This is a genomic window from Melaminivora jejuensis, from assembly GCF_017811175.1.
GTDB classification, from domain to species: Bacteria; Pseudomonadota; Gammaproteobacteria; order Burkholderiales; family Burkholderiaceae_C; genus Melaminivora; species Melaminivora jejuensis.
On record NZ_JACWIJ010000002.1, the window covers coordinates 692,573 to 718,943 of the forward strand.

The 26,371-nt window shown below is 68.9% G+C and carries 17 protein-coding genes, 2 tRNA genes and 2 pseudogenes; 7 read left to right on the plus strand and 14 right to left on the minus strand.

Features of this window, described 5'->3' with window-relative positions; translation table 11 throughout:
- Positions 1 to 30: 30 nt before the first annotated feature.
- Positions 31 to 4,142, plus strand: a pseudogene (gene hrpA, locus IDM45_RS03565) (ATP-dependent RNA helicase HrpA).
- 35 nt (positions 4,143 to 4,177) lie between these two features.
- On the opposite strand, the gene IDM45_RS03570 reads toward hrpA, so the two are convergent.
- The gene (locus IDM45_RS03570) at positions 4,178 to 4,609 is read right to left on the minus strand and encodes a hypothetical protein (protein ID WP_209424194.1); all 432 of its coding nucleotides are present in this window, start codon (positions 4,607 to 4,609) and stop codon (positions 4,178 to 4,180) included.
- Positions 4,610 to 4,780: 171 nt separating this feature from the next.
- Positions 4,781 to 5,455 carry a transcriptional repressor LexA gene (gene lexA, locus IDM45_RS03575; RefSeq protein WP_209421651.1) on the minus strand — a complete coding sequence of 225 codons (675 nt, stop codon included), beginning with the start codon at positions 5,453 to 5,455 and terminating at the stop codon, positions 4,781 to 4,783.
- An 88-nt stretch (positions 5,456 to 5,543) separates the two neighbouring features.
- On the opposite strand from lexA, the gene IDM45_RS03580 reads away from it, so the two are divergent.
- Positions 5,544 to 6,509 carry an asparaginase gene (locus tag IDM45_RS03580; RefSeq protein ID WP_209421653.1) on the plus strand — a complete coding sequence of 322 codons (966 nt, stop codon included), beginning with the start codon at positions 5,544 to 5,546 and terminating at the stop codon, positions 6,507 to 6,509.
- A 76-nt stretch (positions 6,510 to 6,585) separates the two neighbouring features.
- Here the strand turns inward: IDM45_RS03580 and adk are convergent, their stop codons facing one another.
- The 6 genes from adk to IDM45_RS03610 all read right to left on the minus strand — a co-directional run bounded on the left by adk (position 6,586) and on the right by IDM45_RS03610 (position 10,556).
- Positions 6,586 to 7,242, minus strand: a complete 657-nt coding sequence (gene adk / locus IDM45_RS03585) for an adenylate kinase (RefSeq protein ID WP_209421655.1) — start codon at positions 7,240 to 7,242, stop codon at positions 6,586 to 6,588.
- A gap of 164 nt (positions 7,243 to 7,406) precedes the next feature.
- Positions 7,407 to 8,198 (minus strand): 3-deoxy-manno-octulosonate cytidylyltransferase, encoded by a 792-nt coding sequence (kdsB, locus tag IDM45_RS03590; RefSeq protein ID WP_209421657.1) that lies wholly within the window; start codon positions 8,196 to 8,198, stop codon positions 7,407 to 7,409.
- Complete coding sequence (locus IDM45_RS03595; protein ID WP_209421658.1) at positions 8,195 to 8,377, minus strand: Trm112 family protein; 183 nt, start codon at positions 8,375 to 8,377, stop codon at positions 8,195 to 8,197. The genes kdsB and IDM45_RS03595 overlap by 4 nt, the downstream gene beginning before the upstream one ends.
- Positions 8,378 to 8,440: 63 nt before the next feature.
- On the minus strand, positions 8,441 to 9,445 hold the full coding sequence (gene lpxK / locus IDM45_RS03600; protein WP_209421659.1) for a tetraacyldisaccharide 4'-kinase: 1,005 nt from the start codon (positions 9,443 to 9,445) through the stop codon (positions 8,441 to 8,443).
- A gap of 9 nt (positions 9,446 to 9,454) precedes the next feature.
- Positions 9,455 to 9,883 carry an ExbD/TolR family protein gene (locus tag IDM45_RS03605; RefSeq protein ID WP_209421661.1) on the minus strand — a complete coding sequence of 143 codons (429 nt, stop codon included), beginning with the start codon at positions 9,881 to 9,883 and terminating at the stop codon, positions 9,455 to 9,457.
- A 37-nt stretch (positions 9,884 to 9,920) separates the two neighbouring features.
- A complete protein-coding gene (locus tag IDM45_RS03610) occupies positions 9,921 to 10,556 on the minus strand; it encodes a MotA/TolQ/ExbB proton channel family protein (RefSeq protein WP_209421663.1) in 636 nt (211 codons plus the stop codon).
- 346 nt (positions 10,557 to 10,902) lie between these two features.
- Between IDM45_RS03610 and xseA the strand changes: the two genes are divergently transcribed.
- From xseA to IDM45_RS03625, 3 genes are all read left to right on the plus strand, one after another.
- Complete coding sequence (xseA, locus tag IDM45_RS03615; protein ID WP_209421664.1) at positions 10,903 to 12,252, plus strand: exodeoxyribonuclease VII large subunit; 1,350 nt, start codon at positions 10,903 to 10,905, stop codon at positions 12,250 to 12,252.
- 148 nt (positions 12,253 to 12,400) lie between these two features.
- Positions 12,401 to 12,982 carry a superoxide dismutase gene (locus IDM45_RS03620; protein WP_209421666.1) on the plus strand — a complete coding sequence of 194 codons (582 nt, stop codon included), beginning with the start codon at positions 12,401 to 12,403 and terminating at the stop codon, positions 12,980 to 12,982.
- A gap of 263 nt (positions 12,983 to 13,245) precedes the next feature.
- Positions 13,246 to 15,486 (plus strand): NADP-dependent isocitrate dehydrogenase, encoded by a 2,241-nt coding sequence (locus tag IDM45_RS03625; protein ID WP_209421667.1) that lies wholly within the window; start codon positions 13,246 to 13,248, stop codon positions 15,484 to 15,486.
- A 189-nt stretch (positions 15,487 to 15,675) separates the two neighbouring features.
- On the opposite strand, the gene IDM45_RS03630 is transcribed toward IDM45_RS03625, so the two are convergent.
- Positions 15,676 to 16,131 (minus strand): DUF192 domain-containing protein, encoded by a 456-nt coding sequence (locus IDM45_RS03630; protein WP_232653477.1) that lies wholly within the window; start codon positions 16,129 to 16,131, stop codon positions 15,676 to 15,678.
- Between the two features lie 288 nt (positions 16,132 to 16,419).
- Between IDM45_RS03630 and icd the strand changes: the two genes are divergently transcribed.
- Positions 16,420 to 17,682, plus strand: coding sequence for an NADP-dependent isocitrate dehydrogenase (gene icd, locus IDM45_RS03635; RefSeq protein WP_209421671.1), 1,263 nt, complete (start codon positions 16,420 to 16,422; stop codon positions 17,680 to 17,682).
- A 149-nt stretch (positions 17,683 to 17,831) separates the two neighbouring features.
- Here the strand turns inward: icd and IDM45_RS03640 are convergent.
- The 5 genes from IDM45_RS03640 to map form a co-directional block, all read right to left on the minus strand.
- Positions 17,832 to 17,907, minus strand: a tRNA-Asn gene (locus tag IDM45_RS03640).
- A gap of 29 nt (positions 17,908 to 17,936) precedes the next feature.
- Positions 17,937 to 18,012 (minus strand) — tRNA-Asn (locus IDM45_RS03645).
- A gap of 40 nt (positions 18,013 to 18,052) precedes the next feature.
- Positions 18,053 to 18,463 carry a YbaN family protein gene (locus tag IDM45_RS03650; RefSeq protein ID WP_233457470.1) on the minus strand — a complete coding sequence of 137 codons (411 nt, stop codon included), beginning with the start codon at positions 18,461 to 18,463 and terminating at the stop codon, positions 18,053 to 18,055.
- A gap of 183 nt (positions 18,464 to 18,646) precedes the next feature.
- Complete coding sequence (locus IDM45_RS03655; RefSeq protein ID WP_209421675.1) at positions 18,647 to 21,268, minus strand: [protein-PII] uridylyltransferase; 2,622 nt, start codon at positions 21,266 to 21,268, stop codon at positions 18,647 to 18,649.
- Between the two features lie 56 nt (positions 21,269 to 21,324).
- Positions 21,325 to 22,140: a type I methionyl aminopeptidase gene (gene map / locus IDM45_RS03660; RefSeq protein WP_209421677.1), complete on the minus strand. Its 816-nt coding sequence runs from the start codon at positions 22,138 to 22,140 to the stop codon at positions 21,325 to 21,327.
- A 147-nt stretch (positions 22,141 to 22,287) separates the two neighbouring features.
- Here map and purL point away from each other — a divergent pair.
- A pseudogene (purL, locus tag IDM45_RS03665) lies at positions 22,288 to 26,339 on the plus strand (phosphoribosylformylglycinamidine synthase).
- Positions 26,340 to 26,371 lie beyond the last annotated feature (32 nt).

Here is a 26,371-nt window from a genome sequence, read left to right on the forward strand (position 1 = left end):
TAAGCCGGGATCGGGATAATTTCGCCCCCTATGTCCTTGCAGATCCGTTTTCCCGAAGCCCTGCCTGTCTCCGCGCGCCGGCAGGAAATCATGCAGGCCATGAGCGAGCACCAGGTCATCATCGTCTGCGGCGAGACCGGCTCGGGCAAGACCACGCAGCTGCCCAAGATGGCGCTGGCCCTGGGCCGGGGCCGCGCCAACGCCGCACCCGGCCAGCGTGGCCGGCTGATCGGCCACACCCAGCCACGGCGCATCGCTGCCTCATCCGTGGCCAAGCGTATCGCCGAAGAGCTGGGCACCGCCCCGGGCGAGGTGGTCGGCTACAAGGTGCGCTTTGCCGACACGCTGCACAAGGGCGCGTCCATCAAGCTGATGACCGACGGCATCTTGCTGGCCGAGACGCAGGGCGACCCGCTGCTGCAGCAGTACGACACGCTGATCATCGACGAGGCGCACGAGCGCAGCCTGAACATCGACTTCCTGCTGGGCTACCTCCGGCAGATTCTGCCCCGGCGGCCCGACCTGAAGGTCATCGTGACCTCGGCCACCATCGACGCCGAGCGCTTTGCCCGGCACTTTGCGTCTGCCGACGGCCAGCCGGCGCCGGTCATCATGGTCTCGGGGCGCACCTATCCGGTGGAGGTGCGCTGGCGGCCCTGGGAGGAAAGCCGCGAGTACGACCTGCAGGATGCCATCGCCGACGCCGTGGACGAGCTGTGGGCCGGCGCCGGCGCTGCTGCGGGCGGCGACATCCTGATCTTCCTGCCCGGCGAGCGCGAGATCCGCGAAGCTGCCGACCACCTGCGCAAGCACCTGCAGCGCTCGCCCCTCCTGCGCAATGCCGAGGTGCTGCCGCTGTTTTCGCGCCTGTCGCAGGCCGAGCAGGAGCGCATCTTCGAGCCGCACGGCGGTCGGCGCATCGTGCTGGCCACCAACGTGGCCGAGACTTCGCTCACTGTTCCAGGCATCAGATACGTCATCGACGCAGGCACGGCGCGCGTCAAACGCTACTCTTTCAGGAGCAAAGTGGAGCAGCTGCTGGTCGAGCCCATCAGCCAGGCGGCGGCCAACCAGCGCGCCGGGCGCTGCGGGCGCGTGGCCAACGGCATCTGCATCCGGCTATACGCCGAGGACGATTTCCTGCAGCGCGAGGCCTTCACCGACCCGGAAATCCTGCGCTCCTCGCTGGCCGGCGTCATCCTGCGCATGAAGTCGCTGGGCCTGGGCGACGTGGTGAACTTCCCCTTCCTGCAGGCGCCGTCGGGCCGGGCGATTGCCGACGGCTACCAGCTGCTGCAGGAGCTGGGCGCGGTCGATGAGCGCGGCCAGTTGCTGCCCATGGGGCGCGAGTTGTCGCGCCTGCCGCTGGATCCGCGCGTGGGCCGGATGATCCTGGAGGCGCGCACGCGCGGCGCGCTGGCCGAGGTGCTGATCGTCGCCTCGGCCCTGTCGGTGCAGGACGTGCGCGACCGGCCCCTGGACGCCCAGCAGCAGGCCGACCAGCAGCACGCCAAGTTCGACGACGACAAGAGCGAGTTCAGCGGCTACCTGCGCCTGTGGCAGTGGCTGCACGACGCGCGTGGCGGCAAGGCCGTGGCCATGAGCCGGCGCGAGATGGCAGCGCAATCGGCCACGCCAGCGGCGGCGCCGCGCAACATGGCGGCGCTGCCGGTGGCCAAACGGGGGGTGGGCGGGCAGCCCCCATCCCAGCCTTCCCCCAAGGGGGAAGGAGCCAGAGCCTCCCTCCCCCGCTGGGGGAGGGCCGGGGAGGGGGCCAGCAGCGGGCGCAGGCATCCCACTCCAGCCTCCCGCCGCAGGATCAGGCGGGCGACACCCACAAACTCAGCAACCGCCAGTGGGAGCAGCTGCTGCGCAGCAACTTCATCAACATCCGCCGCGTGCGCGAGTGGCGCGACATCCACTCGCAACTGCTCACCGTGGTGCGCGAGCACCAGTGGCCGCTCAACGCCGAGCCGGCGGGCTACGACGCGCTGCACCTGTCCATGCTGTCGGGTCTGCTGGGCAATATCGGCTTCAAGCCCGAGGAGGCGGATACCTACCTGGGCGCGCACGGCATCAAATTCCACCCGCACCCGGGCGCGCACCTGTCCAGAAAGCCCGGGCGCTGGATCGTCGCCGCCGAGCAGGTCGAGACCACGCGCCTGTATGGCCGGGGCATCGCCGCCATCGAGCCGCAATGGCTGGAGGAGGTCGGCAGCCACCTGCTGAAAAAACAATTGCTGGAGCCGCACTGGAGCAAGAAGCAGGCCGACGTGGTGGCACTGGAGCGCGCCACGCTGTACGGCCTGGTGGTCTATAGCGGTCGGCGCATCAGCTACGGCCGCATCGACCCGCACGAGGCGCGCCAGATCTTCATCCGCCGCGCCCTGGTCGAGGGCGAGTGGGACGCGCCCTGGCAGTTCCTGTCGGCCAACCGCAAGCTGGTCGCCCGCGTCGAGGAGCTGGAGCACAAGAGCCGGCGCCAGGACGTGCTGGTCGATGATGAGCTGATCTACGCCTACTACGACCAGCAGCTGCCGCAGGAGGTCTTCAGCGGCGCGACCTTCGAGCGCTGGTTTCGCGCGGCCAGCCGCCAGCAGCCCGAGTTGCTGCGCCTGACGCGCGACGAGCTGATGCGCCACGAGGCCGCCGGCATCACCACCGACAACTTCCCGCGCACCGTCAAGCTGGGCGGCGTGGACTGCAGCGCCAGCTATCTGCACGAGCCGGGCGATGCGCGCGATGGCATCACGGTGACGGTGCCGCTGTTCGTGCTCAACCAGGTCAGCGAGGAGCGCGCCGAATGGCTGGTGCCGGGGATGCTCAAGGAAAAACTCCAGGCCCTGCTCAAGAGCCTGCCGCAGCGCCCCAGAAGCCGCTTTGTGCCGCTGCCCGAGAGCGCGGCGCGGCTGGCCGAGCGCTTCACGCACGACGAGCACTGGGCGCGCGGCAGTCTGCTGGAGGCGCTGCTCAAGGTGGTGCGCGACGAGACCTCGCTGGATGTCAAGCGCGCCGACTTCAAGCTGGACATGCTCAAGCCCCACCTGTTCATGAATTTCCGCGTCATCGACGAGCATGGCCGCCAGCTCGGGCAGGGGCGCAATCTGGCCGCGCTCAAGGCCGAGCTGGGCGCGCGCGCACGCGGTGCATTCCAGGCGCTTGCTTCATTAAAGATAGCTGGCAGCGCTGATCCAGAGCCAGTTTCAGTACAAAAGGATTCGCAAAAGACCACCAGACAAGCGCTGGCAGCTATCAAAAACGAAGCTGCGGCTGCGGCTCCGGTGCTGAGCGCCGAAGCCCGCCACACTGCCTGGAGCTTTGGCGAGTTGCCCGAGCTGATGGAAATCACGCGCGGCAGCCAGACGCTGATCGGCTTTGCGGCGCTGATCGACCAGGGCGATGCCGTGACCATCGAGGTCTTCGATGAGCCGGAACTGGCTGCCGCGCGCCACCGCGCGGGCCTGCGCCGGCTGTTCGCCCTGCAGATCCGCGACGCGCTGAAATACCTGGAAAAGAACATCCCCGATCTGACGGCCATGGCCGTGGCCTACATGCCGCTGGGCACGCAGGAGCAATTGCGCGCGCAGATCATCGACGTGGCGCTGGAGCGCGCCTTCATGGCCGAGCCGCTGCCCATCAATGAGGCGCAGTTCCAGCAGCGCGTACACGAGGGCCGCACCCGGCTGACGCTGATCGCCAACGAGGTGGCGCGCCTGGCCGCCACCATCTTGCAGGAATACGCCGCCGCCCAGCGCAAGCTCAAGGACGCCAGGAATGCCCGCGAGGCGGCTGCCGACATCGGCCAGCAGCTGCAGCGCCTGATGCCGCGCAACTTCCTGGCGGCCACGCCGTGGGTGCAGCTGCAGCACCTGCCGCGCTACCTCAAGGCCATGGTCGTGCGCCTGGACAAGCAGCGCGCCGACGCCGCACGCGACGCCCAGCGCATGAAGGAGCTGCAGCCGCTGGAGCAGCGCTACTGGCGCCTGCTGGCCGAGCGCCGGGGCCAGCACGACAGCCGGATGCAGGAGTACCGCTGGATGCTCGAAGAACTGCGCGTGAGCCTGTTCGCGCAGGAGCTGCGCACGCCGTACCCGGTCAGCAGCAAGCGGCTGGACAAGGTCTGGGCGCAGCTGGTGGCCTGACGGGGCGTCCGTTCAGCTCAGCACCCGACGCTCCCTCAGTGCAGCGCCAGGCGGTCGAGCTCCGCGCAGACATCGGCCATGCGCCCGGAGATCACCAGGCGGCAGGCATCGCCTGCCGTATCGCGCCGGATGACGCGCAGCGGCGGCCTGCGCCGCTGCGCCCGGCCTTCGCCAGCGGCTGGCCGGCAGTCCGGCGTGGCCGGGGCGGCTGAGGCGGCGCCGGCAAGCAGCGCGGCAGTTGGCATGGCGTAATGCACCGCCCGCAGGTGCGGGGCAGGCAAAGTCCAGGCGCAGCAGGCCTGCGGCAGCTGTGCCGCCACAGCGGCAGTGGCAGCGAAGTCCGGGGCTGGCGGGGCTGGCTGCCGCGTGGCAGCCGGGGCGGGGCCAGGCCTGTCCCGGCGCGCTGGCTTGAGCAGGCTCGACAGGATGGACAGCGGGGACAACCAGTTGCTCAGGGTAAACGCCATGTGAAAACTCCTCCACACCCCTTGACAAAGGGGCGGCCAAAGCAAGAACACAGGCAGGATTACTGAATGGCCCGAGGGCGGGGCGCGTATCCCCAGGGTTGGCACGTAGGGCTGTGGCTTGCCCCCATGCCAGACGCCCGCCACCTGGGGAGCTGCCCGGCGCGCAAGGCGCTACACCAGCAGGGTGTTGCGGATCAGGCCCACGGCCAGGCCTTCGATCTCGAAGGGCTCGCCGGGCTGGATGCGGATGACCGGGTAGTCGGGGTTTTCCGGCAGCAGCTCGATGGCCCGGCCTGTACGGCGCAGGCGCTTGACGGTCACATCGTCGCCCAGGCGCGCCACGATGATCTGGCCGCTGCGCGCCTCGCGCGTGGCCTGCACGGCTAGCAGGTCGCCATCCATGATGCCGGCGTCGCGCATGGACATGCCGCGCACCTTGAGCAGGTAGTCGGGCTTGTGCTGGAACAGCGTACTCTCGAGCACATAGCTGTGCTCCACGTGCTCCTGCGCCAGGATGGGCGAGCCGGCGGCCACGCGGCCCACCAGGGGCAGGGTGAGCTGGCTCAGGCCGGGAATGGCCGAGGCGAACTGCGCGCCGCGCGCGGCGTTGATGTTGCGCACCGTGTGGCTGCACAGGCGGATGCCGCGCGAGGTGCCGCTGACCAGCTCGATGACGCCCTTGCGCGCCAGCGCCTGCAAGTGTTCCTCGGCGGCGTTGACCGAGCGAAAGCCCAGTTCGGCGGCGATCTCGGCGCGCGTGGGCGGGGCGCCGGTGCGGGCGATGGCGGTCTGGATCAAGTCCAGAATCTCCTGCTGGCGGGCGGTGAGCTTGGGGTGGTCGAGCATGGTCGCTTCAATCGAGGTGGGTCAAAAAAGCACTGGTTTTTGATCCAGTAACTGTATTTTTGAACAGTTTTGCAAAGGACGCAAGAGCATGGCAGCAGGCATCGTGGTGCTGGGCACCGGCGGCACCATCGCCGGGACTTCGGACGTGGCAGGCGCCAACGTCGGCTACACGGCGGCGCAGCTGGGCGTGCAGCAGTTGCTGGCCGCCGTGCCGCAACTGGCGCAGGCGGCCCGTGGCCCGCTGCGCGCCGAGCAGGTGGCGCAGATCGACAGCAAGGACATGGGCCACGCCGTCTGGGCGCGCCTGGTGCAGCGCTGCCTGGTGCATTTGGCTGATGAGGCCGTGGCTGGCCTGGCCATCACGCACGGCACGGACACGCTGGAAGAGACCGCCTGGCTGCTGCACAACCTGTTGCCCGCGCACAAGCCGGTGGTGCTGACCAGCGCCATGCGCCCGGCCACGGCGCTGGCGCCCGATGGGCCGCAGAATCTGCTCGATGCCGTGACGCTGGCGGCGCAGCCTGCGGCGCGCGGCGTGCTGGCCGTGGGCGCCGGGGTGATACATGGGGCGCGCGAGGTCAGCAAGGTGCATCCGCTGCGCCTGGATGCCTTCGCCTCGGGCGATGGCGGCCCGCTGGGCTGGGTGGAGGGCGGACGGGTGCGCTGGGCGCATGGCTGCGCGCCGCAGGCGTTGCCGCCGGCCCATGCCGGCCTCGCCGGGCGGCTGGGGGAGGGCGGGCAATGGCATATGCAATGGCCGCGCGTGGCCATCGTCATGAGCCATGCCGGCGCCGACGGCAGTGTGGTGGATGCGCTGGTGGGCGCGGGCTTTGCCGGCCTGGTCGTGGCCGCGACTGGCAACGGCACGCTGCACGAGGCGCTGTATCCCGCCCTGCTGCGCGCCGAGCAGGCCGGGGTCGCCATCCGGCTGGCCTCGCGCTGCCCGCAGGGCCGGATGCTGGCGCAGGCCGATGAGCGCTGGGCCGATCCGCTGGGGCTGCCTCCGGTCAAGGCACGCATCAGCCTGATGCTGGAGCTGATGGCGCGGGCCTGAACACATCAGGCGCGACGGAAGCCGCCAACGAAAACGCCCCGCAGGCGGCGGGGCGTTCACGGGTGGCGCTGGGCGCTCAGCTCGACAGGGCGGCCAGGGCGCGCTCGGTGATTTGCTCGACCGTGCCGGTGCCGCTGATGGCGCGGTACTTGGGCGCATTGGCTGGGTCGGCCTTGGCCCAGTCGGAGTAGTAGTCCACCAGCGGGCGCGTCTGCTGGCTATAGACCTCCAGGCGCTTCTTCACCGTCTCTTCCTTGTCGTCCTCACGCTGCACCAACGGCTCGCCGGTCTCGTCGTCCAGGCCCTCGGCCTTGGGCGGGTTGAACTTGACGTGGTAGGTGCGCCCCGAGGCCGGGTGCGAGCGCCGCCCGCTCATGCGCTCGATGATGGCGTCGAAGGGCACATCAATCTCCAGCACGTAGTCCAGCTTGACGCCGGCGTCCTTCATGGCGTCGGCCTGCGGGATGGTACGCGGGAAGCCGTCGAACAGAAAGCCGCCTGCGCAGTCGGGCTGGGCGATGCGCTCCTTGACCAGGTTGATGATCAGCTCGTCGCTGACCAGCTGGCCGGCATCCATCACCGCCTTGGCCTGCAGGCCCAGCGGTGTGCCGGCCTTGACGGCGGCGCGCAGCATGTCGCCGGTGGAGATTTGCGGGATGCCGAACTTCTGGCAGATGAACGCGGCCTGCGTGCCTTTTCCGGCGCCAGGGGCGCCCAGCAGGATCAGTCTCATGGGTGGGTCCTCTCGGTTTTTTGCAAATCGGCTGCGCCGCCAGGGGCGCCCGCAGGCCCGGGCGCGGTGGCTCCAGGCGTGCGATGGGCGGCGAGAATAACACGCACGTTTTGTTTCAGGCTGACGCCCGGGTGGGCCGGTGCGGGAGCTGCGCCGCGCCCTGTTCAGGCGCCAGCGCCCAGCAGGGCGCGCACGCGCTGCAGATCCTGCGGCGTGTCCACGCCGGCGCCGGGCGCCTGCGCGGTCACATGCACAGCGATGGCGTGGCCATGCCAGAGGGCGCGCAATTGCTCCAGTTGCTCGCATTGCTCGGTGGGCGCTGGCGGCAGCTGCGGAAAGCGGCGCACAAAGCCGGCCCGGTAGCTGTAGATGCCGACGTGGCGCAGCGGCGCAAGGCCCGGCGCGGCGCTGCTGCGCCACCAGGCGTCGCCGGCGGCGTGGTCGCGGGCAAACGGGATGGGCGCGCGGCTGAAATACTGCGCCAGGCCGGCAGCGTTGAGCACGACCTTGACCACGTTGGGATTGGCCAGCTCCTCGGCGCTGTCCAGCGCGTGTGCGGCCGTACCCATGGCGGCCCCGGGATGCGCGGCCAGCAGGGCGGCCACGGCGTCGATCAGCCCCGGCTCAATCAGCGGCTCGTCGCCCTGCACGTTGACCACGATGGCATCGTCCGGCAGGGCGAGCTTCTCGCAGGCCTCGGCCAGCCGGTCGCTGCCGCTGGCGTGATCGCTGCGCGTGAGCAGGGCCTGCACGCCGTGCGCGGCGCAGGCCTGGATGATGCGCGCATCGTCGGCTGCCACCACGCAGCGCGCGGCGCTGCTGCGCGCGGCCTGCTGCGCCACGCGCACCACCATGGGCAGGCCGGCGATGTCGGCCAGCGGCTTGCCGGGCAGCCGGGTGGAGGCCAGCCGCGCCGGGATCAGCACCGTGAAGGGCGGTGGCGCTGGCGCTGTCACGCCTGCAGCTCCTCGTCGCTCAGGGTGCGCGCCTCGTTTTCCAGCAGCACCGGAATGCCGTCGCGCACCGGATAGGCCAGGCGGGCGCTGCGCGAGACCAGCTCCTGTCGCTCGCGGTCGTAGCTCAGCGGCCCCTTGGTCACGGGGCAGACCAGCAGTTCAAGCAGTTTCGGATCCATGGATGGCGTCTTTCAGTCGTTCGTAGGGGGCTGGCGGGTGGTGCGGGCCGCTGGCGATGATAGTCAGGCCGTCAGCCGCGCCAGCCGCGCATCGAGTGCCGCGAAAAAGGCCGGCGGCAGCTCGAGTTGCAGCGGCACGGCCAGGGCGTCGGGGTGGCGCGGCCACAGCTTCACGGCGTCTTTTTCGGTACAAATCAGGCTTAAACCCTTGCTGGACAAGCGTTGCCAGCTATCAAAATCATAATGATCCGGCAGCGCCTCGGAGTGTTGCAATTGCAGTCCGCAGGCGCGCAGCATGGCAAAGAAATCCTCCGGTCGGGCGATGCCGGCGACGGCGTGCAGCGGCCTGCCGCGCAGCGCCGCCAGCGGCGTGTGCTGGCCGTGGCCGTCGATGGCCTGGGGCGCCAGCGAGCGCCGCAGGGCGAATTGCAGCGCCCCGCCCGGTGCCGGGGCGGGTGCCGGGCCGGCGTGCAGCACGATATCCACCGGGCGTGGCCAGGGTTCGCGCAGCGGGCCGGCAGGCAGCAGCCAGCCATTGCCCACGCCCTCGTCGTTGAAGACGCAGATCTCCAGGTCGCGCTGCAGCGCCAGATGCTGCAGGCCGTCGTCGCAGACCAGGATGTCGGTGGCGGGGTGGGCGGCCAGCAGCGCCCGTCCGGCCTGGGCGCGGCGGCGGCCCACGAAGACCGGCACGCCGGCAGCGGCGCGCGCCAGCAGCAGCGGCTCGTCGCCGACCTCGGCGGCAGTGCTGTCCGGCAGCACCGGGCGCACATCGTCGGCGTCGCCCAGGCTGCTGCGACCGTGGCCGCGCGAGATGATGCCGGGCCGCCAGCCGCTGGAGCGCAGGTGGCGCACCACGGCCAGGGTCACGGGGGTCTTGCCGGCGCCGCCTGCGGTGACGTTGCCGACCACGATGACCGGCACCGGCAGGCGTTCGGACTGCAGCCTGCCCCGGGCGTGCAGCCAGCGGCGCAGGCGCACCAGCGCGCCGTACAGCCACGACAGCGGCAGCAACGCCCGCGCCAGCGGGCCGCGGCGCTGCCAGGCACGGCGCAGTCGTGCGCTCATGCTGGCAGTTCAGCGGGGGGCTGCGCCCGGGGTCTGGGTGGCGAAGGTGATCTGCGCCAGGCCGGCGCGGCGCGCCGCCTCCATCACGGTGATGACGGCCTGGTGCGGGGCGGTGGCGTCGGCGCTGATGATGACGGTGCTGTCCTGCCCGCCAGTGCGCGCGGCGTCGGCCAGGGCGCGCGCCAGCGGCTCCACGCCCCGGCCTTCCAGCACGCCCTGGTTGACGGCGTAGCGCCCCTCGGGCGAGACGGCGACGACGATCTCGCGCGCGCGCTCGCGCAGCTGCTCGGCCTGCGCCACCGGCAGCGTCACCTGCAGCTCGGTGAACTTGCTGTAGGTGGTGGTCAGCATCAGGAAGATCAGGATCACCAGCAGCACGTCGATGAAGGGGATCAGGTTGATCTCCGGCTCTTCCTTGGCGCGGGGGCGAAAGTTCATGGCCATGCTCTCGGGTGCGGCAATCCGATGGGTCTCATCAGCGCGGCGCACCGGCCAGGCGGGCCAGGTGGCGCACGAACTGCTCGGCGGCCAGCTCCAGGGTCAGCAAATAGGCATCGACCCGGCTGCGGAAGTAGCGCCAGAAGATCAGCGCCGGAATGGCGATGATCAGGCCAAAGGCGGTGTTGTACAGCGCCACCGAAATGCCGTGCGCCAGCTGCGCCGGGTTGCCGCCGCCGGTGACGGCGCCGCCTTGCGAGCCGAAGATCTCGATCATGCCGATCACCGTGCCGAACAGTCCCAGCAGCGGCGCTGCCGAGGCGATGGTGGCCAGGGCGTTGAGGTATTTCTCCAGGCGCAGCGCTGCGCTGCGGCCCGCGCCCTCCATGGCGGCGCGCAACTCGCCTTCACTGACCTGGGGGTCGGCGGCCAGGGTGCGCAGGCCGGTGGCCAGCACCTCGCCCAGGGCCGAGTTCTGCGCCAGCTGATTGACCACATCGGGCGCGGGCGCGCCCCGGCTGGACACGGACAGGGCTTCTTCCAGCAGCCTGGGCGGCGCCACGCGCTTGGTCTGCAGGGCCACGAAGCGCTCGAAAATCAACGCCAGCGCCAGGATGGAACACGCGAGCAGCGGCCAGATGGGCCAGCCTGCGGCTTGTATGATCGACAGCAATTTATCTCCCCCGCTCTACGGTGCAATGAAGGCAGCGGGCGATTATGGCGCAGTGCAGCAACGCCATCCGCACTGGCCTGCCGGGCCATCTTGCTCCGCAGACCTGCTCCGCTTGTGGATAACTTTGTGGGCAACCCTGTGGTTTCTTGCCCGCCTTTCATGTGTTGGCGCCGTTTGTGCCGCAGCGCATGGCAGGCAGCGCGGAAAAATTTCCATCGATCAATGACTTGCGTACATTTTTCTGTGCCATGCCGGGCCTGGGCGGGCTGCCGCGTGGAGCGTCCTGCCGGTGCCCTGCTGTGGATGACTGGGGCACGCCAAGGCTGTGTGCAGCCGGGCCAGGGCCATGTTTGAGCTGGCCTCCGAGCCGGCGCGCAGGGGCGCCGCGCCACCCATCTGGGGCGTGGGCGCACTGTGCCGCGCCGTGGCCGACGCCCTGGCTGCGCGCTTCAATCCGGTGGCGGTGCGCGGCGAGATCACCGGCTTTTCACGCGCCGCCAGCGGGCATTGCTACTTCTCGCTCAAGGATCGCGATGGGCAGATCCGCTGCGCCATGTTCCGCCGCGCCGCCAGCGCTCTGCCCTTTGCGCCGCGCGATGGCGAGCTGGTCGAGGTCAGCGGCAAGCTGGGCGTGTACGAGGCGCGCGGCGATCTGCAGCTGATCGTCGAGGACATGCGCCGCGCCGGCCAGGGCGCGCTGTTCGAGGAGTTTTTGCGCCTCAAGGCCAGCCTGGAGGCCGAGGGCCTGTTCGATGCGGCGCGCAAGCGCGCGCTACCGGCCCTGCCGCGCGGCATCGGCATCGTGACCTCGCCGGGCGCGGCGGCGCTGCACGATGTGCTTACCGCGCTGCGTCGGCGCGTGCCGCATATCCCGGTGGTGCTGGCGCCGGCGCTGGTGCAGGGCGCGCAGGCGCCGGCGTCGCTGTGCGAGGCGCTATCGAAAATGTATCTGCTGGCGCAGCAGGGACAGGGGCTGGAGGGCGATTCGGCTCCCAACCGGGCGCCCATCATCGATGCCATCCTGCTGGTGCGCGGCGGCGGCTCCATCGAAGACCTGTGGGCCTTCAACGACGAGCGCGTGGCGCGCATGGTGGTGCAAAGCCCGGTGCCGCTCATCAGCGGCATCGGCCACGAGACCGATTTCACCATCGCCGATTTCTGCGCCGACCTGCGCGCGCCCACGCCCACCGCCGCCGCCGAGCTGGTGGCGCAGCCGCGCGAGGTCTGGCTGGGCGCGCTGCAACTGCTGGCCGATCGGCTGGCCGATGGCGTGCAGCGCCAGCTCGACATGCGGCTGCAGCGCCTGGACATGGCGGCGCAGCGCCTGGGCCGGCCCTCGGGGCTGGCAGCGCGCCAGCAACTGCAACTGGCCCGCCTGGCCCAGCGCATGAAACACGGCTCGCTATTGAAAATGCAGCGCCTAGCACTTGCCCAGCAAGGGTTTCAGGCCGATTTGCCTGGAAAAATAGCCCATGCCCTGCAGCGTCATGATGAGGGCCTGCAGCGGCTGGCCCTGCGGCTGCAATTGCTCAACCCGCAGCTGGTGCTGCAGCGCGGCTACGCCCTGCTGACCGACACGCAGGGCCGCGTCGTGTCCGATGCCGCGCAGGTGCAAGCGGGCGATGCCCTGCTGGCCACGCTGGCGCAGGGACAGGTGGACGTCACTGTGCAGCGGCGCCGCCTGCCGCAGAACTGAACGCCCGACGCAGATCGCAGAACGCAGATCGCAGAACGCAGAAAGTGCCTACAGCAGCGCCGTCCTTCCTTTCCTACAATGCCCCGTCCACCCCGCCCGGCGCCTGTCCGGGCGGCCGACCTCATCGCAACTGACAAAGGAACCCACCATGGAACACACCCTGCCGCCGCTGCCCTACGCCATCGACGCCCTGGCCCCGCACTACAGCCAGGAGACGCTGGAGTACCACCACGGCAAGCACCACAAGGCCTACGTCACCAACCTGAACAATCTGCAAAAGGGCACCGAGTTCGAGAACATGCCCCTGGAGGAGATCGTCAAGAAGTCCAGCGGCGGCATCTACAACAACTCCGCGCAGATCTGGAACCACACCTTCTTCTGGAACTGCATGACGCCCGGTGGCGGCGGCGAGCCTTCCGGAGCCCTGGCCGACGCCATCCGCGCCAAGTGGGGCAGCTACGGCGCCTTCAAGGAAGCCTTCGTCAAGAGCGCTGCCGGCAACTTCGGCTCGGGCTGGACGTGGCTGGTCAAGAAGGCTGACGGCAGCGTGGACATCGTCAACATGGGCGCCGCCGGCACGCCGCTGACCACCGAGGACAAGGCGCTGCTCACGGTGGACGTGTGGGAGCACGCCTACTACATCGACTACCGCAACGAGCGCCCGCGCTTCGTCGAGACTTTCTTTGACAAGCTGGTCAACTGGAAGTTTGCCGAGAGCAACTTCGCCTGACTGGCCTGAATCTCCTGCCGGGGCGCCTGCACGGGGCGCCCTCGAATGCCAGCCCCTGCCGCAAGCCAGGGGCTTTTTCATTTCCGGGTTGTGCTTCTGGAGTGCGGGTTAACCCTTATATTTTTGCATTGCGGCATTCCATTGCGAAAACCGGAACTTTGCCGGGTGCTGTCGAGCACAATCGCTGGCTGTCGCCGCAGCGGCCAGCAAGCCGCCCGGGCCGACCCACCACCCATTGCGTCATTTCCACCTGAGAGACACGGATGAGCACCCAGCAACCCACCATCATCTACACCCTGACCGACGAGGCGCCGCGCCTGGCCACGGCGTCGCTCCTGCCCATCGTGCGCGCCTTCACGGCGCCTGCCGGCATCAACGTGGCCGAGAGCGACATCTCGGTGGCCGCACGCATCCTGGGCGAATTTCCCGACTATCTGAGCGATGAGCAGAAGGTGCCCAACAACCTGGCCGAGCTGGGCAAAAAGACCCTGCAGCCCGACGCCAACATCATCAAGCTGCCCAACATCAGCGCCTCGGTGGCGCAGCTCATGTCGGCCATCAAGGAGCTGCAGGACAAGGGCTACGCCATCCCCGACTTTCCGGAAGACCCCAAGAGCGAGGAAGAAAAGGCCATCCGCGCGCGCTACAACAAGTGCATCGGCTCCGCCGTGAACCCGGTGCTGCGCGAGGGCAACTCGGATCGCCGCGCGCCCAAGGCGGTCAAGGAGTTCGCGCGCAAGAACCCGCACCACATGGCCGAGTGGAGCCAGGCCTCGCGCTCGCACGTCTCGCACATGCACCACGGCGACTTCTATCACGGCGAGAAGTCCATGACGCTCGATCGCGCGCGCGACGTCAAGATGGAATTGCTCACCAAGAGCGGCAAGACCATCGTGCTCAAGCCCCAGGTGGCGCTCAAGGATCGCGAGGTCATCGACTCCATGTTCATGAGCAAGAAGGCGCTGCTGGAGTTCTATGAAAAGCAGATCGAGGACGCGCGCAAGACCGGCGTGATGTTCTCGCTGCACGTCAAGGCGACCATGATGAAGGTTTCGCACCCCATCGTGTTCGGGCACTGCGTGCGGATTTTCTACCGCGAGGCGTTCGAGAAGCACGCGCAGCTGTTTGACGAGCTGGGCGTGAACGTCAACAACGGCATGGTCAACCTGTACGACAAGCTCGAAGAGCTGCCCAGCGCCCAGCGCGAGGAGGTGCTGCGCGACCTGCACGCTTGCCACGAGAACCGGCCTGAGCTGGCCATGGTCGATTCAAGCAAGGGCATCACCAACTTCCACTCGCCCAACGACGTGATCGTGGACGCTTCCATGCCGGCCATGATCAGGAATGGCGGCAAGATGTGGGGCGCCGACGGGCGCCTGAAGGAAGTCAAGGCGGTGATGCCCGAGTCCACCTTCGCCCGCATCTACCAGGAGATGATCAACTTCTGCAAGTGGCACGGCGCGTTCGATCCGCGCACCATGGGCACCGTGCCCAACGTCGGCCTGATGGCCCAGCAGGCCGAGGAATACGGCAGCCACGACAAGACCTTCGAGATCCCCGAGGACGGTGTCGCCAACATCACCGACTTGGCCACCGGGGAAGTGCTGATGAGCCAGAACGTCGAGGCCGGCGACATCTGGCGCATGTGCCAGACCAAGGACGCAGCGATTCGCGACTGGGTCAAGCTGGCCGTGACGCGCGCACGCAATTCGGGGATGCCGGTGGTGTTCTGGCTCGACCAGTACCGCCCGCACGAGCGTGAGCTGATCACCAAAGTCCGCATGTACCTGCACGAGCACGACACCACCGGCCTGGACATCCAGATCATGAGCCAGGTGCGCGCCATGCGCTACACGCTGGAGCGCGTGATCCGCGGCCTGGACACCATCAGCGCCACCGGCAATATCCTGCGCGACTACCTGACCGATCTGTTCCCCATCATGGAGCTGGGCACCAGCGCCAAGATGCTGTCCATCGTGCCCTTGATGGCCGGCGGCGGCATGTACGAGACCGGCGCCGGCGGCTCGGCGCCCAAGCACGTGCAGCAGCTCACCGAGGAAAACCACCTGCGCTGGGATTCGCTGGGCGAATTCCTGGCGCTGGCCGTGTCGCTGGAAGACCTGGGGATCAAGAACAACAACCCGCGCGCCAAGCTGCTAGCCCGGACGCTGGACGCCGCCACCGGTCGCCTGCTGGACAACAACAAGGGCCCGTCTCCCAAGACCGGCCAGTTGGATAACCGGGGCAGCCATTTCTACCTGGCGCTGTACTGGGCCGAGGCGCTGGCCGCGCAGACCGAGGACGCCGAACTGGCTGCGCACTTCGCGCCGCTGGCCAAGGCCCTGGCCGAGAACGAGCACAAGATCGTCGATGAGCTCAACGCCGTGCAGGGCCAGGAGGCCGATATCGGCGGCTACTACCTGCCTGACAGCGCCAAGCTGGACGCCGTCATGCGCCCCAGCCAGACCTTCAACGAGGCCTTGCAGGCGGCAGCGGTGGCCTGAAAAAGCCCGGCACGCAGCGCACTTGCTGGTAAAAAAGGGCTCCAGCCCTTGTCCAGCAAGCGCTGAGCGCTATTAATATGAAAGCCGATTGTCCATCAGGACAGCCGGCTTTTATGTTCTTGCGCCTTCTCACGCGCTCCTGCAGGCGCTGCCAGCGGCGCCCGACCCCCAACGCCCAACGCCCAACGCTCAGTGCCTGCTGAAAGGCGCGCCCGTCAGCCGGCTGCCCGCTTTCAGGCCGCGCTGGGCGAACCAGCCCTGGTTCATCTCCAGCACATAGCGCACCGGCTTGGCCGAGCAGTGCGAATCCTCGGTCTGGGGCTGCATGTCGGCCAGATTGACGATGCTGCCGTCGTCGGCCACGAAGGCGGCGGTGAGCGCCAGCAGCGTGTTCTTCATCCAGAAGCACTGCACGGCTGCTTCCTCGAAGACGAACAACATGCCCTCGTGCGCCGGCATGTTGCGGCGCAGCATGAGACCGATCTGCCGCTCGACCGGCGCGCTTGCTACCTGGGCGTCGATGCGGTGCATACCGGCGGCCAGCTCCACGCGCGGCAGGTTCAGTTGCGGGCCGCCTTGGGCGGCGGCAGGGCCGCTGGCCAGGGTCAGGCACAGGGCGAGGGAGGAGAGCAGGGAACGGATCATGGGACGCGCGCCGGAAGGCCAATGAAAAAAAACCGCAGGGGCAGAGACTGCCATTGTGCGGACTTTTGCACGGGGAAAGGTCTTGTCCAGCGCATCGACCGTGACCTGGGTTCTGGCGCGTTTGCGGAGCACGCTGGGCCGCCGCTGCGCCGTGGCTTTCGGCTGCTGGGGCATGAGGCAGGTGACGCGTCCTAGAATTCCCCGCAGACGCAGGGGGACTCCGCGCCGCAGCACCGAGCCCCTGCGCGATCTCGACCCGAGCATTGCATTCCACGGAGACCCATGCACATGAGCAACTTCCAGCACATCCAGGTGCCCGCCGATGGCGAAAAGATCACGGTCAACGCCGACATGACCCTGAACGTGCCCGACCGGCCCATCATCCCCTTCATCGAGGGTGACGGCACGGGCGTGGACATCACCCCGGTCATGATCCGCGTGGTTGATGCCGCCGTGGCCAAGGCCTATGGCGGCCAGCGCCAGATCCGCTGGATGGAGGTCTATGCCGGCGAGAAGGCCACGCGCGTCTATGGCCCCGATGTCTGGCTGCCCGACGAGACGCTGGCCGCCGTGCGCGACTACGTGGTGTCCATCAAAGGGCCGCTCACCACGCCGGTGGGCGGCGGCATCCGCTCGCTCAACGTGGCGCTGCGCCAGCAGCTCGATCTGTACGTGTGCCTGCGGCCCATCCAGTACTTCAAGGGCGTGCCCTCGCCGGTCAAGGAGCCGCACAAGACCCACATGGTCATCTTCCGCGAGAACTCCGAGGACATCTACGCCGGCATCGAGTTCGAGGCCGAGTCGGAAAAGGCGAAAAAGCTCATCCAGTTCCTGCACGACGAGTTCGGCGTGACCAAGATCCGCTTCCCCGAGACGTCGGGCATAGGCGTCAAGCCGGTCTCGCGCGAGGGCACGCAGCGCCTGGTGCGCAAGGCCATCCAGTACGCCATCGACCACGACAAGCCCAGCGTGACCCTGGTTCACAAGGGCAACATCATGAAGTTCACCGAAGGGGCTTTCCGCGACTGGGGCTACGCCCTGGCGGCGCAGGAGTTCGGCGCCGAGCTGATCGACGGCGGCCCGTGGATGCGCCTGAAGAACCCGCGCACAGGCCGCGAAATCACCATCAAGGACAGCATTGCCGACGCCTTCCTGCAGCAGATCCTGCTGCGCCCGGCTGAGTACAGCGTGATTGCCACGCTGAACCTCAATGGCGACTACATCTCGGACGCGCTGGCCGCGCAGGTGGGCGGCATCGGCATCGCACCCGGGGCCAACATCTCCGACACCGTGGCCATGTTCGAGGCCACGCACGGCACGGCGCCCAAGTACGCCGGCAAGGACTACGTCAACCCGGGTTCGGAAATCCTGTCGGCGGAGATGATGCTGCGCCACATGGGCTGGAAGGAAGCTGCCGACCTGATCATCAGCGCCATGGAAAAGGCCATCCAGAGCAAGAGAGTGACGTATGACTTCGCCCGGCTGATGGAGGGCGCGACGCAGGTCAGCACCTCGGGCTTTGGCCAGGTCATGATCGACCAGATGCAGTGATGGCCGGCGTGGCCGGCGACCCCTGAAGGCAGGCCCGTCCCGATGCGGACGGGTTTTTTTGCCTGCAGAGGTTCGCATACGCTGCAGCGCGGGCGACCGGCAACGCCAATAAAAAGGCCGCCCTGAACGGATCAGGGCGGCCTTGGAGCTGGCTCCTCGACCTGGGCTCGAACCAGGGACCTACGGATTAACAGTCCGGCGCTCTACCGACTGAGCTATCGAGGAATGTCGGCGTTATTGTTGAATAAAAATTTTGGCTCCTCGACCTGGGCTCGAACCAGGGACCTACGGATTAACAGTCCGGCGCTCTACCGACTGAGCTATCGAGGAACAAGACCGCGATTATATACAGAAAAAACGGCCCGCCAGGTCAACTGCCGGGCTGATGTTGCGGGGCTTGCGGCTCGGGCCGAAACCACAGCCAGGTCAGCACGCAGGCCATGCAGGTGCAGGCCAGGATGGCGGCCCAGCGCGGCGCGCTGGTCCCAAACAGGATGACGGCGCACAGGGCCATCAAGATGGTGGCGCTCCACTTGGCGCGGCGGCTGACGCGCCCGCCGTCGGCCCAGTTGCGCAGCAGCGGGCCGAACAGCCGGTGGCGCCACAGCCAGGCGTGCAGGCGCGGCGAGCTGCGCGCCGCCGCCCAGGCCGCCATCAGGATGAACACCGTGGTCGGCAGGCCCGGCACCACCACGCCGATGGCGCCCATGATCAGGCACAGCACGGCAAAGGCCAGCAGCAGCCAGCGCAGCGGCGCGGGCAGCGGCGGATGCTCGGGCATGGGGGCAGGGTGTCGTGCTGCTCGGACATGGACAGGCATTGTCGCCCCGGCCCGGTGCATTGCCGAAATTTCAAGCCAAATCAGCCTCTAAGCCTTGTCCAGCAAGCGCTGACAGCTATTCAATCAATAGCAACAGAAAAAGTATGGATGTGTCGCACATGTCAGCGCACGACGGGGCATGGCTCAGCCCCCGGCCAGGGTGGCCAGCAGCTCGGTCTCGATCTCGATCTGGCGGCTGCTGCTTTGCAGTTCCGGCCCGTGCAGCAGGAAGCTGTCCTCGACGCGCTCGCCCAGGGTGCTGACCTTGGCCAGCTGGATGCTCAGGCCGTGGCGCGAGAGCACGCGCGCCACCCGGTACAGCAGGCCGGCCCGGTCGGCGGCCGAGAGGGACAGCAGCCAGCGCTGCCCACTCTCGTCGGGGTGCAGGCTGACGCGCGGCGCGATGGGAAAGCTGCGCGCCCGCCGCGAGGCGCGCCGGGGCTTGGGCTCGGGCGGCGCGCCGCGCTGCGCCAGGGCGTGCGGCAGCTCGCTCTCGATCCGCTGGATCAGCTCGCGCCGGCTGCCGACGGGGTCGGTGGCAACCACCTGGAAGGTGTCCAGCGCCTGGGCATCGCTGGTCGTGTGTACGCGCGCGTCCAGGATAGAAAAGCCGGCGTTGTCGAAGTAGCCGCAGATGCGCAGGAACAGCTCGGCCTCGTCGGGCGCGTAGATCAGCACCTCCAGGCCCTCGCCGGCCAGCGAGCGGCGCGCGCGCACCACGCTCTGACCGGTGCCGACGTGGCGCGACAGGTGCCGCGCGTGCCAGGCGATGTCGGGCGCGTGGTGGCGCATGAAGTAGCCCACGTCCAGCGTGGCCCACAACCGCTGGTAGGCCTCGGGTGGCAGCGCGTGCAGGGCCAGCAGGATCAGCGCCTCGCGCTTTCTGGCCTCGACCTCGGCGGCCGGGTCGGGGACGCTGCCGCCCAGCACGCGCAGCGCGGCGTGGTACAGGTCTTCCAGCAACTTGCCCTTCCAGGCGCTCCAGACCTTGGGCGAGGTGCCCCGGATGTCGGCCACGGTGAGCAGGTACAGCCCGGTCAGATGGCGCTCGCTGCCCATGCGCGCGGCAAAGGCCTGCACCACCGCCGGGTCGGACAGATCCTGCTTTTGCGCTACCTGGCTCAAGGTGAGGTGCTCGGCCACCAGGAATTCGATCAGCCGCGCATCCTCGGCCCCGATGCCGTGCTGGCGGCAAAAGTGCCGCGCCTCCAGCGCGCCGATGCGCGAATGGTCGCCGCCCCGGCCCTTGCCGATGTCGTGGAACAGCGCCGCCACGTACAGCACCCAGGGCTTGTGCCAGCCGCCGGCCAGGCGCGAGCACAGCGGGTATTCGTGCGTGTGCTCGGGCAGGAAGAAGCGGCGCACGTTGCGCAGCACCATCAGCGTGTGCTGATCCACCGTATAGACGTGGAACAGGTCGTGCTGCATCTGCCCGACGATGCGCCGGAAGGGCCACAGATAGCGCCCCAGCACCGAGGTCTGGTTCATCAGGCGCAGCGCATGGGTGATGCCCGAGGGCTGGCGCAGGATGGCCATGAACAGCGCTCGATTGGCCGGGTCGCGCCGAAAGCGTGCGTCCATGGCCGGGCGCGCGTTGTACAGCGCGCGCAGCGTGCGCGCCGACAGGCCCTGCAGGCCCGGCGTGGTCTGGTAGAGCAGGAAAGTCTCCAAGATGGCGCCGGGCTGCTGCAGGTACAGGCTGTCGCTGGCCACCTCCAGCAGGCCGCCGCGATCGGCAAAGCGCGCGTTCAGCGCCGCGCACTGCAGCTGCTGCGGCGCCAGGCGCTCCTCGATGCCCAGCAGCAGGATTTGCATGAGTTGCGACACCGCCTTGGCCGCCCAGTAGTAGCGGCGCATCAGCGCCTCGCTGGCGCGCGCGGCGCTGCGCGGGTCGGCGCCGGCGCGCGCAGGGCTGTCGATATGGCCGAAGGTGGCGGCCACGGCGGTCTGCAGGTCGAACAGCAGGCGATCCTCGCGCCGCCCGGCCAGGACGTGCAGCCGCGCGCGGATCAGGAACAGCAGCGCCTCGTTGCGCTCGATCTGGCGCACCTCGAAGGGCGTGGCCAGGCCGCTGGCGGCCAGTGCGCGCCAGGTGTGGCCCAGGCCGGCGGCGCGCGCCAGCCACAGGATCAGGTGCAGGTCGCGCAGGCCGCCGGGCGACTCCTTGCAGTTGGGCTCCAGCGCGTAGGGCGTGTTGTCGTGGCGCGTGTGGCGCTGGCGCATCTCCAGCGTCTTGGTGACCATGAAGGCGCGCACGTCCAGCTGCGCGGCGTGGCGCCGGCACAGCTCGGCCAGCAGCGCGGCGCTGCCGCACACCCGGCGCGACTCCAGCAGTGCCGTCTGCACGGTGACGTTGGCAGCCGACTCGCGCAGGCACTCGGCCACGCTGCGCACGCTGGCGCCGATCTCCAGGCCGGCATCCCAGCAACTGCCGATGAAGGCCTCGACGCTGGCCTGCACCTGGGCAGCGTCCGCCGCGCCTTCGGGCAGCAGCACCAGCACATCGACATCGGAATGCGGAAACAGCTGCTCGCGCCCGTAGCCGCCCACTGCCACCAGGGCCGCCGTGCGCGGCAGCCGGCTGCGCCGCCACAGCCGGCACAGCAGCCGGTCGGCCAGCCGCGTCAGGCGCCGCAGCAGGCTGCGGATGCCGCGCGTCGAGGCGCCGGGCACCAGCAGCACGGCCTCCAGCGCTGCCTTGTCGCGCTGGTAGGCGGCGCGCAGCGCGGCGACTTCGGGCGCGATGGCGGCGGACTCGGGGCGCATGGCGCGGCGGGGCGGCGGCGGGTCGGCGGCTCGGGAGGGCAGCGGCCTGCCGGCCCTCAGGTCGTGGTGGCGCCGATGAAGTCCGGCAGGGCCGGGTAGCCGTCCGAGATGGTCAGCACCTCGAAGCCAGTCTCGGTGACCAGCACCGTGTGCTCCCACTGTGCCGACAGGCTGTGATCCTTGGTCACGATAGTCCAGCCGTCGTTGCCGTGCTCCTTCACTTCGCGTCGGCCCACGTTGAGCATGGGCTCGATGGTGAAGGTCATGCCCGGCGCCAGCACCTCGCCGGTGCCTGGGCGGCCATAGTGCAGCACCTGCGGGTCTTCGTGGAACTTGTCGCCGATGCCGTGGCCGCAGAATTCGCGCACCACCGACAGGCCGTGGCCTTCGGCAAACTTCTGGATGGCGTGGCCGATGTCGCCCAGGCGCGCGCCGGGCCTGACTTGGCTGATGCCCAGCCACATGGCCTCGTAGGTCAGCTGGGACAGGCGCCGCGCGGCGATCGAGACCTCGCCGATCAGGAACATGCGGCTGGTGTCGCCGTACCAGCCGTCCTCGGTGATGACGGTGACATCGACGTTCATGATGTCGCCCTTCTTCAGCGGCTTGTCGTTGGGGATGCCGTGGCAGACCACGTTGTTGACCGACGTACACAGCGACTTGGGGTAGGGCGGGTAGCCCGGCGGCTGGTAGCCCAGCGTGGCCGAGCGCGTGCCCTGGCGCGCCATGCATTCGGCGGCCAGGCGATCGACCTCGTTGGTCGTCATGCCGGGCTTGATGTGGGGGGTGATGGCGTCCAGCACTTCGGAGGCCAGCCGGCCAGCCTGGCGCATACCGGCGATGGCCTGGGCGTCTTTGGGAATGATGCTCATGGCGCAAATTATCCCATCCGGCTCCAGCCGGGGTGGGGCAGCTTAAAATGCCCGGTTCCCAGCCAACCCGGCCTCGTCCGGCGCTGCGGCCCCAGTCAGCGGCCCGGCGCCGGCAGGCTTTGCCCTGACGCTTTGCGCGTACCCACCGTGACCTTGCACATCACTTCGCTTGAGGGCGGCAATGCCCTGACCCCTTTCGCGCCCGGCAATTGCTGCCCCTGCTGGCGGCCATACACCCCAGGATCACCGGCATTGCCGCGCGCCATGTGCATCTGGTGGCGCAGGACGCCGCGCCCGATGCCGCCAGCCGCACCCGCCTGGCGGCGCTGCTGACCTACGGCGACCCCTACGCCGGCCCGACGGACGGGCCGGCGCTGTACGTCACGCCGCGCCTGGGCACGGTCTCGCCCTGGGCCTCCAAGGCCACGGACATCGCACGCAACTGCGGCCTGGCCCTGCGCCGCGTCGAGCGCATCACCGAATACCGCCTGAGCCTCAAGCACGGCCTGCTGGGCGGCGTGCCGGACATTTCGCCCGAACAGCGCCAGCAGATCGCCGCCTTGCTGCACGACCGCATGACCGAATCGGTCGTGGCCAGCGTGCAGGAAGCGCAAAGCCTGTTCACCGAACTGCCGGCTGCGCCCATGGCCGTGGTCGATGTGCTGGCCGGTGGCCGCGCGGCGCTGGAGCAGGCCAACAGCGCCTGGGGCCTGGCGCTGGCCGGCGACGAGATCGACTACTTGGTCGAGGCCTTCGGCAAGCTGGAACGCAACCCCACGGACGTGGAGCTGATGATGTTCGCCCAGGCCAACAGCGAGCATTGCCGGCACAAGATCTTCAACGCCCAGTTCACCATCGACGGCACGCCGCAGGACAAATCCCTGTTCGGCATGATCCGCCACACCGAGGCCACCAGCCCGCAGCACACCATCGTCGCCTATGCCGACAACGCCTCCATCATGGAAGGGCAGGAAGTCGAGCAATTTCTGGCCAAATACGCCGCAAACCCAAGCGGGGCAAGCGCTGCCAGCTATCAAAAAGAGAGGGCCTTGCAGCATGTGCTGATGAAGGTGGAGACGCACAACCACCCCACGGCCATCTCGCCCTTCCCCGGCGCCTCGACCGGCGCGGGCGGCGAGATCCGCGACGAGGGCGCTACGGGCCGAGGCTCGCGGCCCAAGGCCGGCCTGACCGGCTTCACGGTGTCCAAGCTCTGGGGCAGCGAGGTGGGCCGCCCGGCGCACATCGCCAGCCCGCTGCAGATCATGACCGAGGGGCCGCTGGGCGGCGCGGCCTTCAACAACGAGTTTGGCCGGCCCAATCTGGCCGGCTACTTCCGCGAGTACGAGCAAGACGTCTGCGGCGTGCTGCGCGGCTACCACAAGCCCATCATGATCGCCGGCGGCCTGGGCGCCATCGACGCGCGCCAGACGCACAAGATCGAATTCCCCGCCGGCACGCTCTTGATCCAGCTGGGCGGGCCGGGGATGCGCATCGGCATGGGCGGCGGCGCGGCCAGCTCCATGGCCAGCGGCACCAATGCGGCGGAGCTGGACTTCGACTCGGTGCAGCGCGGCAACCCCGAGATCGAGCGGCGCGCCCAGGAGGTCATCAACCACTGCTGGGCGCAAGGCGACGCCAACCCCATCCTGGCCATCCACGACGTGGGCGCGGGCGGCCTGTCCAACGCCTTCCCCGAGCTGGTGAATGACGCCGGGCGCGGCGCACGCTTTGACCTGCGCGCCGTGCCGCTGGAGGAGTCGGGCCTGGCGCCCAAGGAAATCTGGAGCAACGAAAGCCAGGAGCGCTACGTGCTGGCCATTGCGCCCGAGTCGCTGGCGCAGTTCACGGCGCTGTGCGAGCGCGAGCGCTGCCCGTTTGCCGTGGTGGGCGTGGCCACCGAGGAGCGGCAATTGGTCGTGGGCGACGTGGACTTGCCCCTTCCTGCACTGGAGGAAGGTGGGGATGGGGGCCAACCCCTGGCCGTGGACATGCCCCTGGACGTGCTGCTGGGCAAGCCCCCGCGGATGCACCGCAATGTGCAAAGCGTGCAGCGGCAGGCCAGGCCTCTGGATGTCGATGGCGTGACGCTGCAGCAGGCGGTGATCGACGTGCTGGCCCACCCCACCGTTGCAGCCAAGCGCTTCCTGGTGACCATTGGCGACCGCAGCGTCGGCGGCCTGACGCACCGCGACCAGATGGTCGGCCCCTGGCAAGTGCCCGTGGCCGACGTGGCCGTGACCCTGGCCGACTACGCCGGCTTTGCCGGCGAGGCCTTCGCCATGGGCGAGCGCACGCCGCTGGCGGCGCTGGACGCGCCGGCCTCCGGGCGCATGGCGGTGGCCGAAGCCATCACCAATTTGCTGGCCGCGCCCATTGAGCTGCCGCGCGTCAAGCTATCGGCCAACTGGATGGCCGCCTGCGGCGAGCCGGGCGAGGATGCCGCGCTGTACGAGACGGTCAAAGCCGTCGGCATGGAGCTGTGCCCGCAGCTGGGCATTTCCATCCCCGTGGGCAAGGACAGCCTGTCCATGCGCACGCAGTGGCGCGACGCAGCCGGCGCGCAGCACCAGGTCACCTCGCCGGTCAGTCTGATCGTCACGGCGTTTGCCACCCTGGCCGATGTGCGCGGCACGCTGACGCCGCAGCTCGACGCGCAGGAGGCCGACACCACGCTGGTGCTGGTCGATCTGTCGCGTGGCCGGATGCGCATGGGCGGCTCCATCCTGGCGCAGGTGCTGGGCCAGGACGGCGGCGCCGTGCCCGATCTGGACGAGGCCAAAGACCTCATCGCCCTGGTCGATGCCGTGAACGCGCTGCGCAAGGGCGGCCTGCTCCTGGCCTACCACGACCGCAGCGACGGCGGCCTGCTGGCCGCTGCCGCCGAGATGGCCTTTGCTGGCCATGTCGGCGTGGCGCTGAACGTGGACATGCTGGTCACCGAGGGCGACGGCATCACCGACAGCCGCATGGAGACGGGCGACGCCAAGAACTGGGCGCAGCAAGTCAGTGGCCGGCGCGAGGAGCTCACCCTGCGCGCGCTGTTCAACGAGGAGCTGGGCGTGCTGCTGCAGGTGCGCACGGCTGAGCGCAACCAGGTCATGCAGGTGCTGCGCGCCCACGGCCTGGCCGTGTGCAGCCACTTCGTCGGCAAGACGCGCCCGGCCAGCTGCCCCGTGGGCGAGGGCAAGGGCGAGCTGCAGGTCTGGCGCGATGCCAGGAAGATCTTCGCCGCCACTTTGTCCGACCTGCACCAGGTCTGGGACGCCGTGAGCTGGAAGATCTGCCAGCAGCGCGACAACCCCGAGTGCGCTGAACAAGAGCACGCCAGCGCCGGCGACCCGCAGGATCCCGGCCTGCACGTCCACCTGACGTTCGATCCGGCCGAGGACGTGGCCGCGCCCTTCGTCAGCACCGGCGGCGCCCGCCCGCGCGTGGCCGTGCTGCGCGAGCAGGGCGTGAACTCGCACGTCGAGATGGCCTACGCCTTCACCGAGGCCGGCTTCGAGGCGCACGACGTCCACATGAGCGACCTGCAGGCCGGGCGCACCGATCTGGCGCAGTTCGCCGGCATCGTCGCCTGCGGCGGCTTCAGCTACGGCGACACGCTGGGCGCGGGCATAGGCTGGGCGCGCTCGATCACCTTCAACGAGCGCCTGTCCGAGCAGTTCCAGCAGTTCTTCGCCCGCCAGGACACCTTCGGCCTGGGCGTGTGCAACGGCTGCCAGATGTTTGCCGAGCTGGCCGACATCATCCCCGGCGCGCAGGACTGGCCGCGCTTCACGACCAACCAGAGCCACCGCTTCGAGGCGCGGCTGTCGCAGGTCGAGGTGTTGCAGTCCCCCAGCATCTTCCTGCAGGGCATGGCCGGCACGCGCCTGCCCATCGTGGTCTCGCACGGCGAGGGCTATGCCAACTTCCGCTGGCGCGGCCACGCCGAGCGCGTGCTGCCGGCGCTGCGCTACGTCGATCACCAGGGCCAGCCGACCGAGCGCTACCCCTTCAACCCCAACGGCAGCGCCGGCGGCCTGACCGGGGTGACCACGGCGGACGGGCGCTTCACCGCCCTCATGCCGCACCCGGAGCGGGTGTTTCGCAACGTGCAGATGAGCTGGACCGACCTGGCCGCCACGGGCGGGCTGGATGCGTACAGCCCCTGGATGCGCATCTGGCGCAACGCGCGGCGCTGGGTGGGATGATGCGGCCTTTGGCTGCGGGCTACGGCGCCGAT

Bases quoted from the DNA above. Each gene is read 5' to 3' on its own strand.
- IDM45_RS03570 (WP_209424194.1), bottom strand. From the start codon at position 4,609: ATGGCGTTTACCCTGAGCAACTGGTTGTCCCCGCTGTCCATCCTGTCG.
- lexA (WP_209421651.1), bottom strand. From the start codon at position 5,455: ATGCTCGACCACCCCAAGCTCACCGCCCGCCAGCAGGAGATTCTGGAC.
- IDM45_RS03580 (WP_209421653.1), top strand. From the start codon at position 5,544: ATGGCAGCAGGCATCGTGGTGCTGGGCACCGGCGGCACCATCGCCGGG.
- adk (WP_209421655.1), bottom strand. From the start codon at position 7,242: ATGAGACTGATCCTGCTGGGCGCCCCTGGCGCCGGAAAAGGCACGCAG.
- IDM45_RS03595 (WP_209421658.1), bottom strand. From the start codon at position 8,377: ATGGATCCGAAACTGCTTGAACTGCTGGTCTGCCCCGTGACCAAGGGG.
- lpxK (WP_209421659.1), bottom strand. From the start codon at position 9,445: ATGAGCGCACGACTGCGCCGTGCCTGGCAGCGCCGCGGCCCGCTGGCG.
- IDM45_RS03605 (WP_209421661.1), bottom strand. From the start codon at position 9,883: ATGAACTTTCGCCCCCGCGCCAAGGAAGAGCCGGAGATCAACCTGATC.
- xseA (WP_209421664.1), top strand. From the start codon at position 10,903: ATGTTTGAGCTGGCCTCCGAGCCGGCGCGCAGGGGCGCCGCGCCACCC.
- IDM45_RS03620 (WP_209421666.1), top strand. From the start codon at position 12,401: ATGGAACACACCCTGCCGCCGCTGCCCTACGCCATCGACGCCCTGGCC.
- IDM45_RS03625 (WP_209421667.1), top strand. From the start codon at position 13,246: ATGAGCACCCAGCAACCCACCATCATCTACACCCTGACCGACGAGGCG.
- IDM45_RS03630 (WP_232653477.1), bottom strand. From the start codon at position 16,131: ATGATCCGTTCCCTGCTCTCCTCCCTCGCCCTGTGCCTGACCCTGGCC.
- icd (WP_209421671.1), top strand. From the start codon at position 16,420: ATGAGCAACTTCCAGCACATCCAGGTGCCCGCCGATGGCGAAAAGATC.
- IDM45_RS03650 (WP_233457470.1), bottom strand. From the start codon at position 18,463: ATGCCCGAGCATCCGCCGCTGCCCGCGCCGCTGCGCTGGCTGCTGCTG.
- IDM45_RS03655 (WP_209421675.1), bottom strand. From the start codon at position 21,268: ATGCGCCCCGAGTCCGCCGCCATCGCGCCCGAAGTCGCCGCGCTGCGC.
- map (WP_209421677.1), bottom strand. From the start codon at position 22,140: ATGAGCATCATTCCCAAAGACGCCCAGGCCATCGCCGGTATGCGCCAG.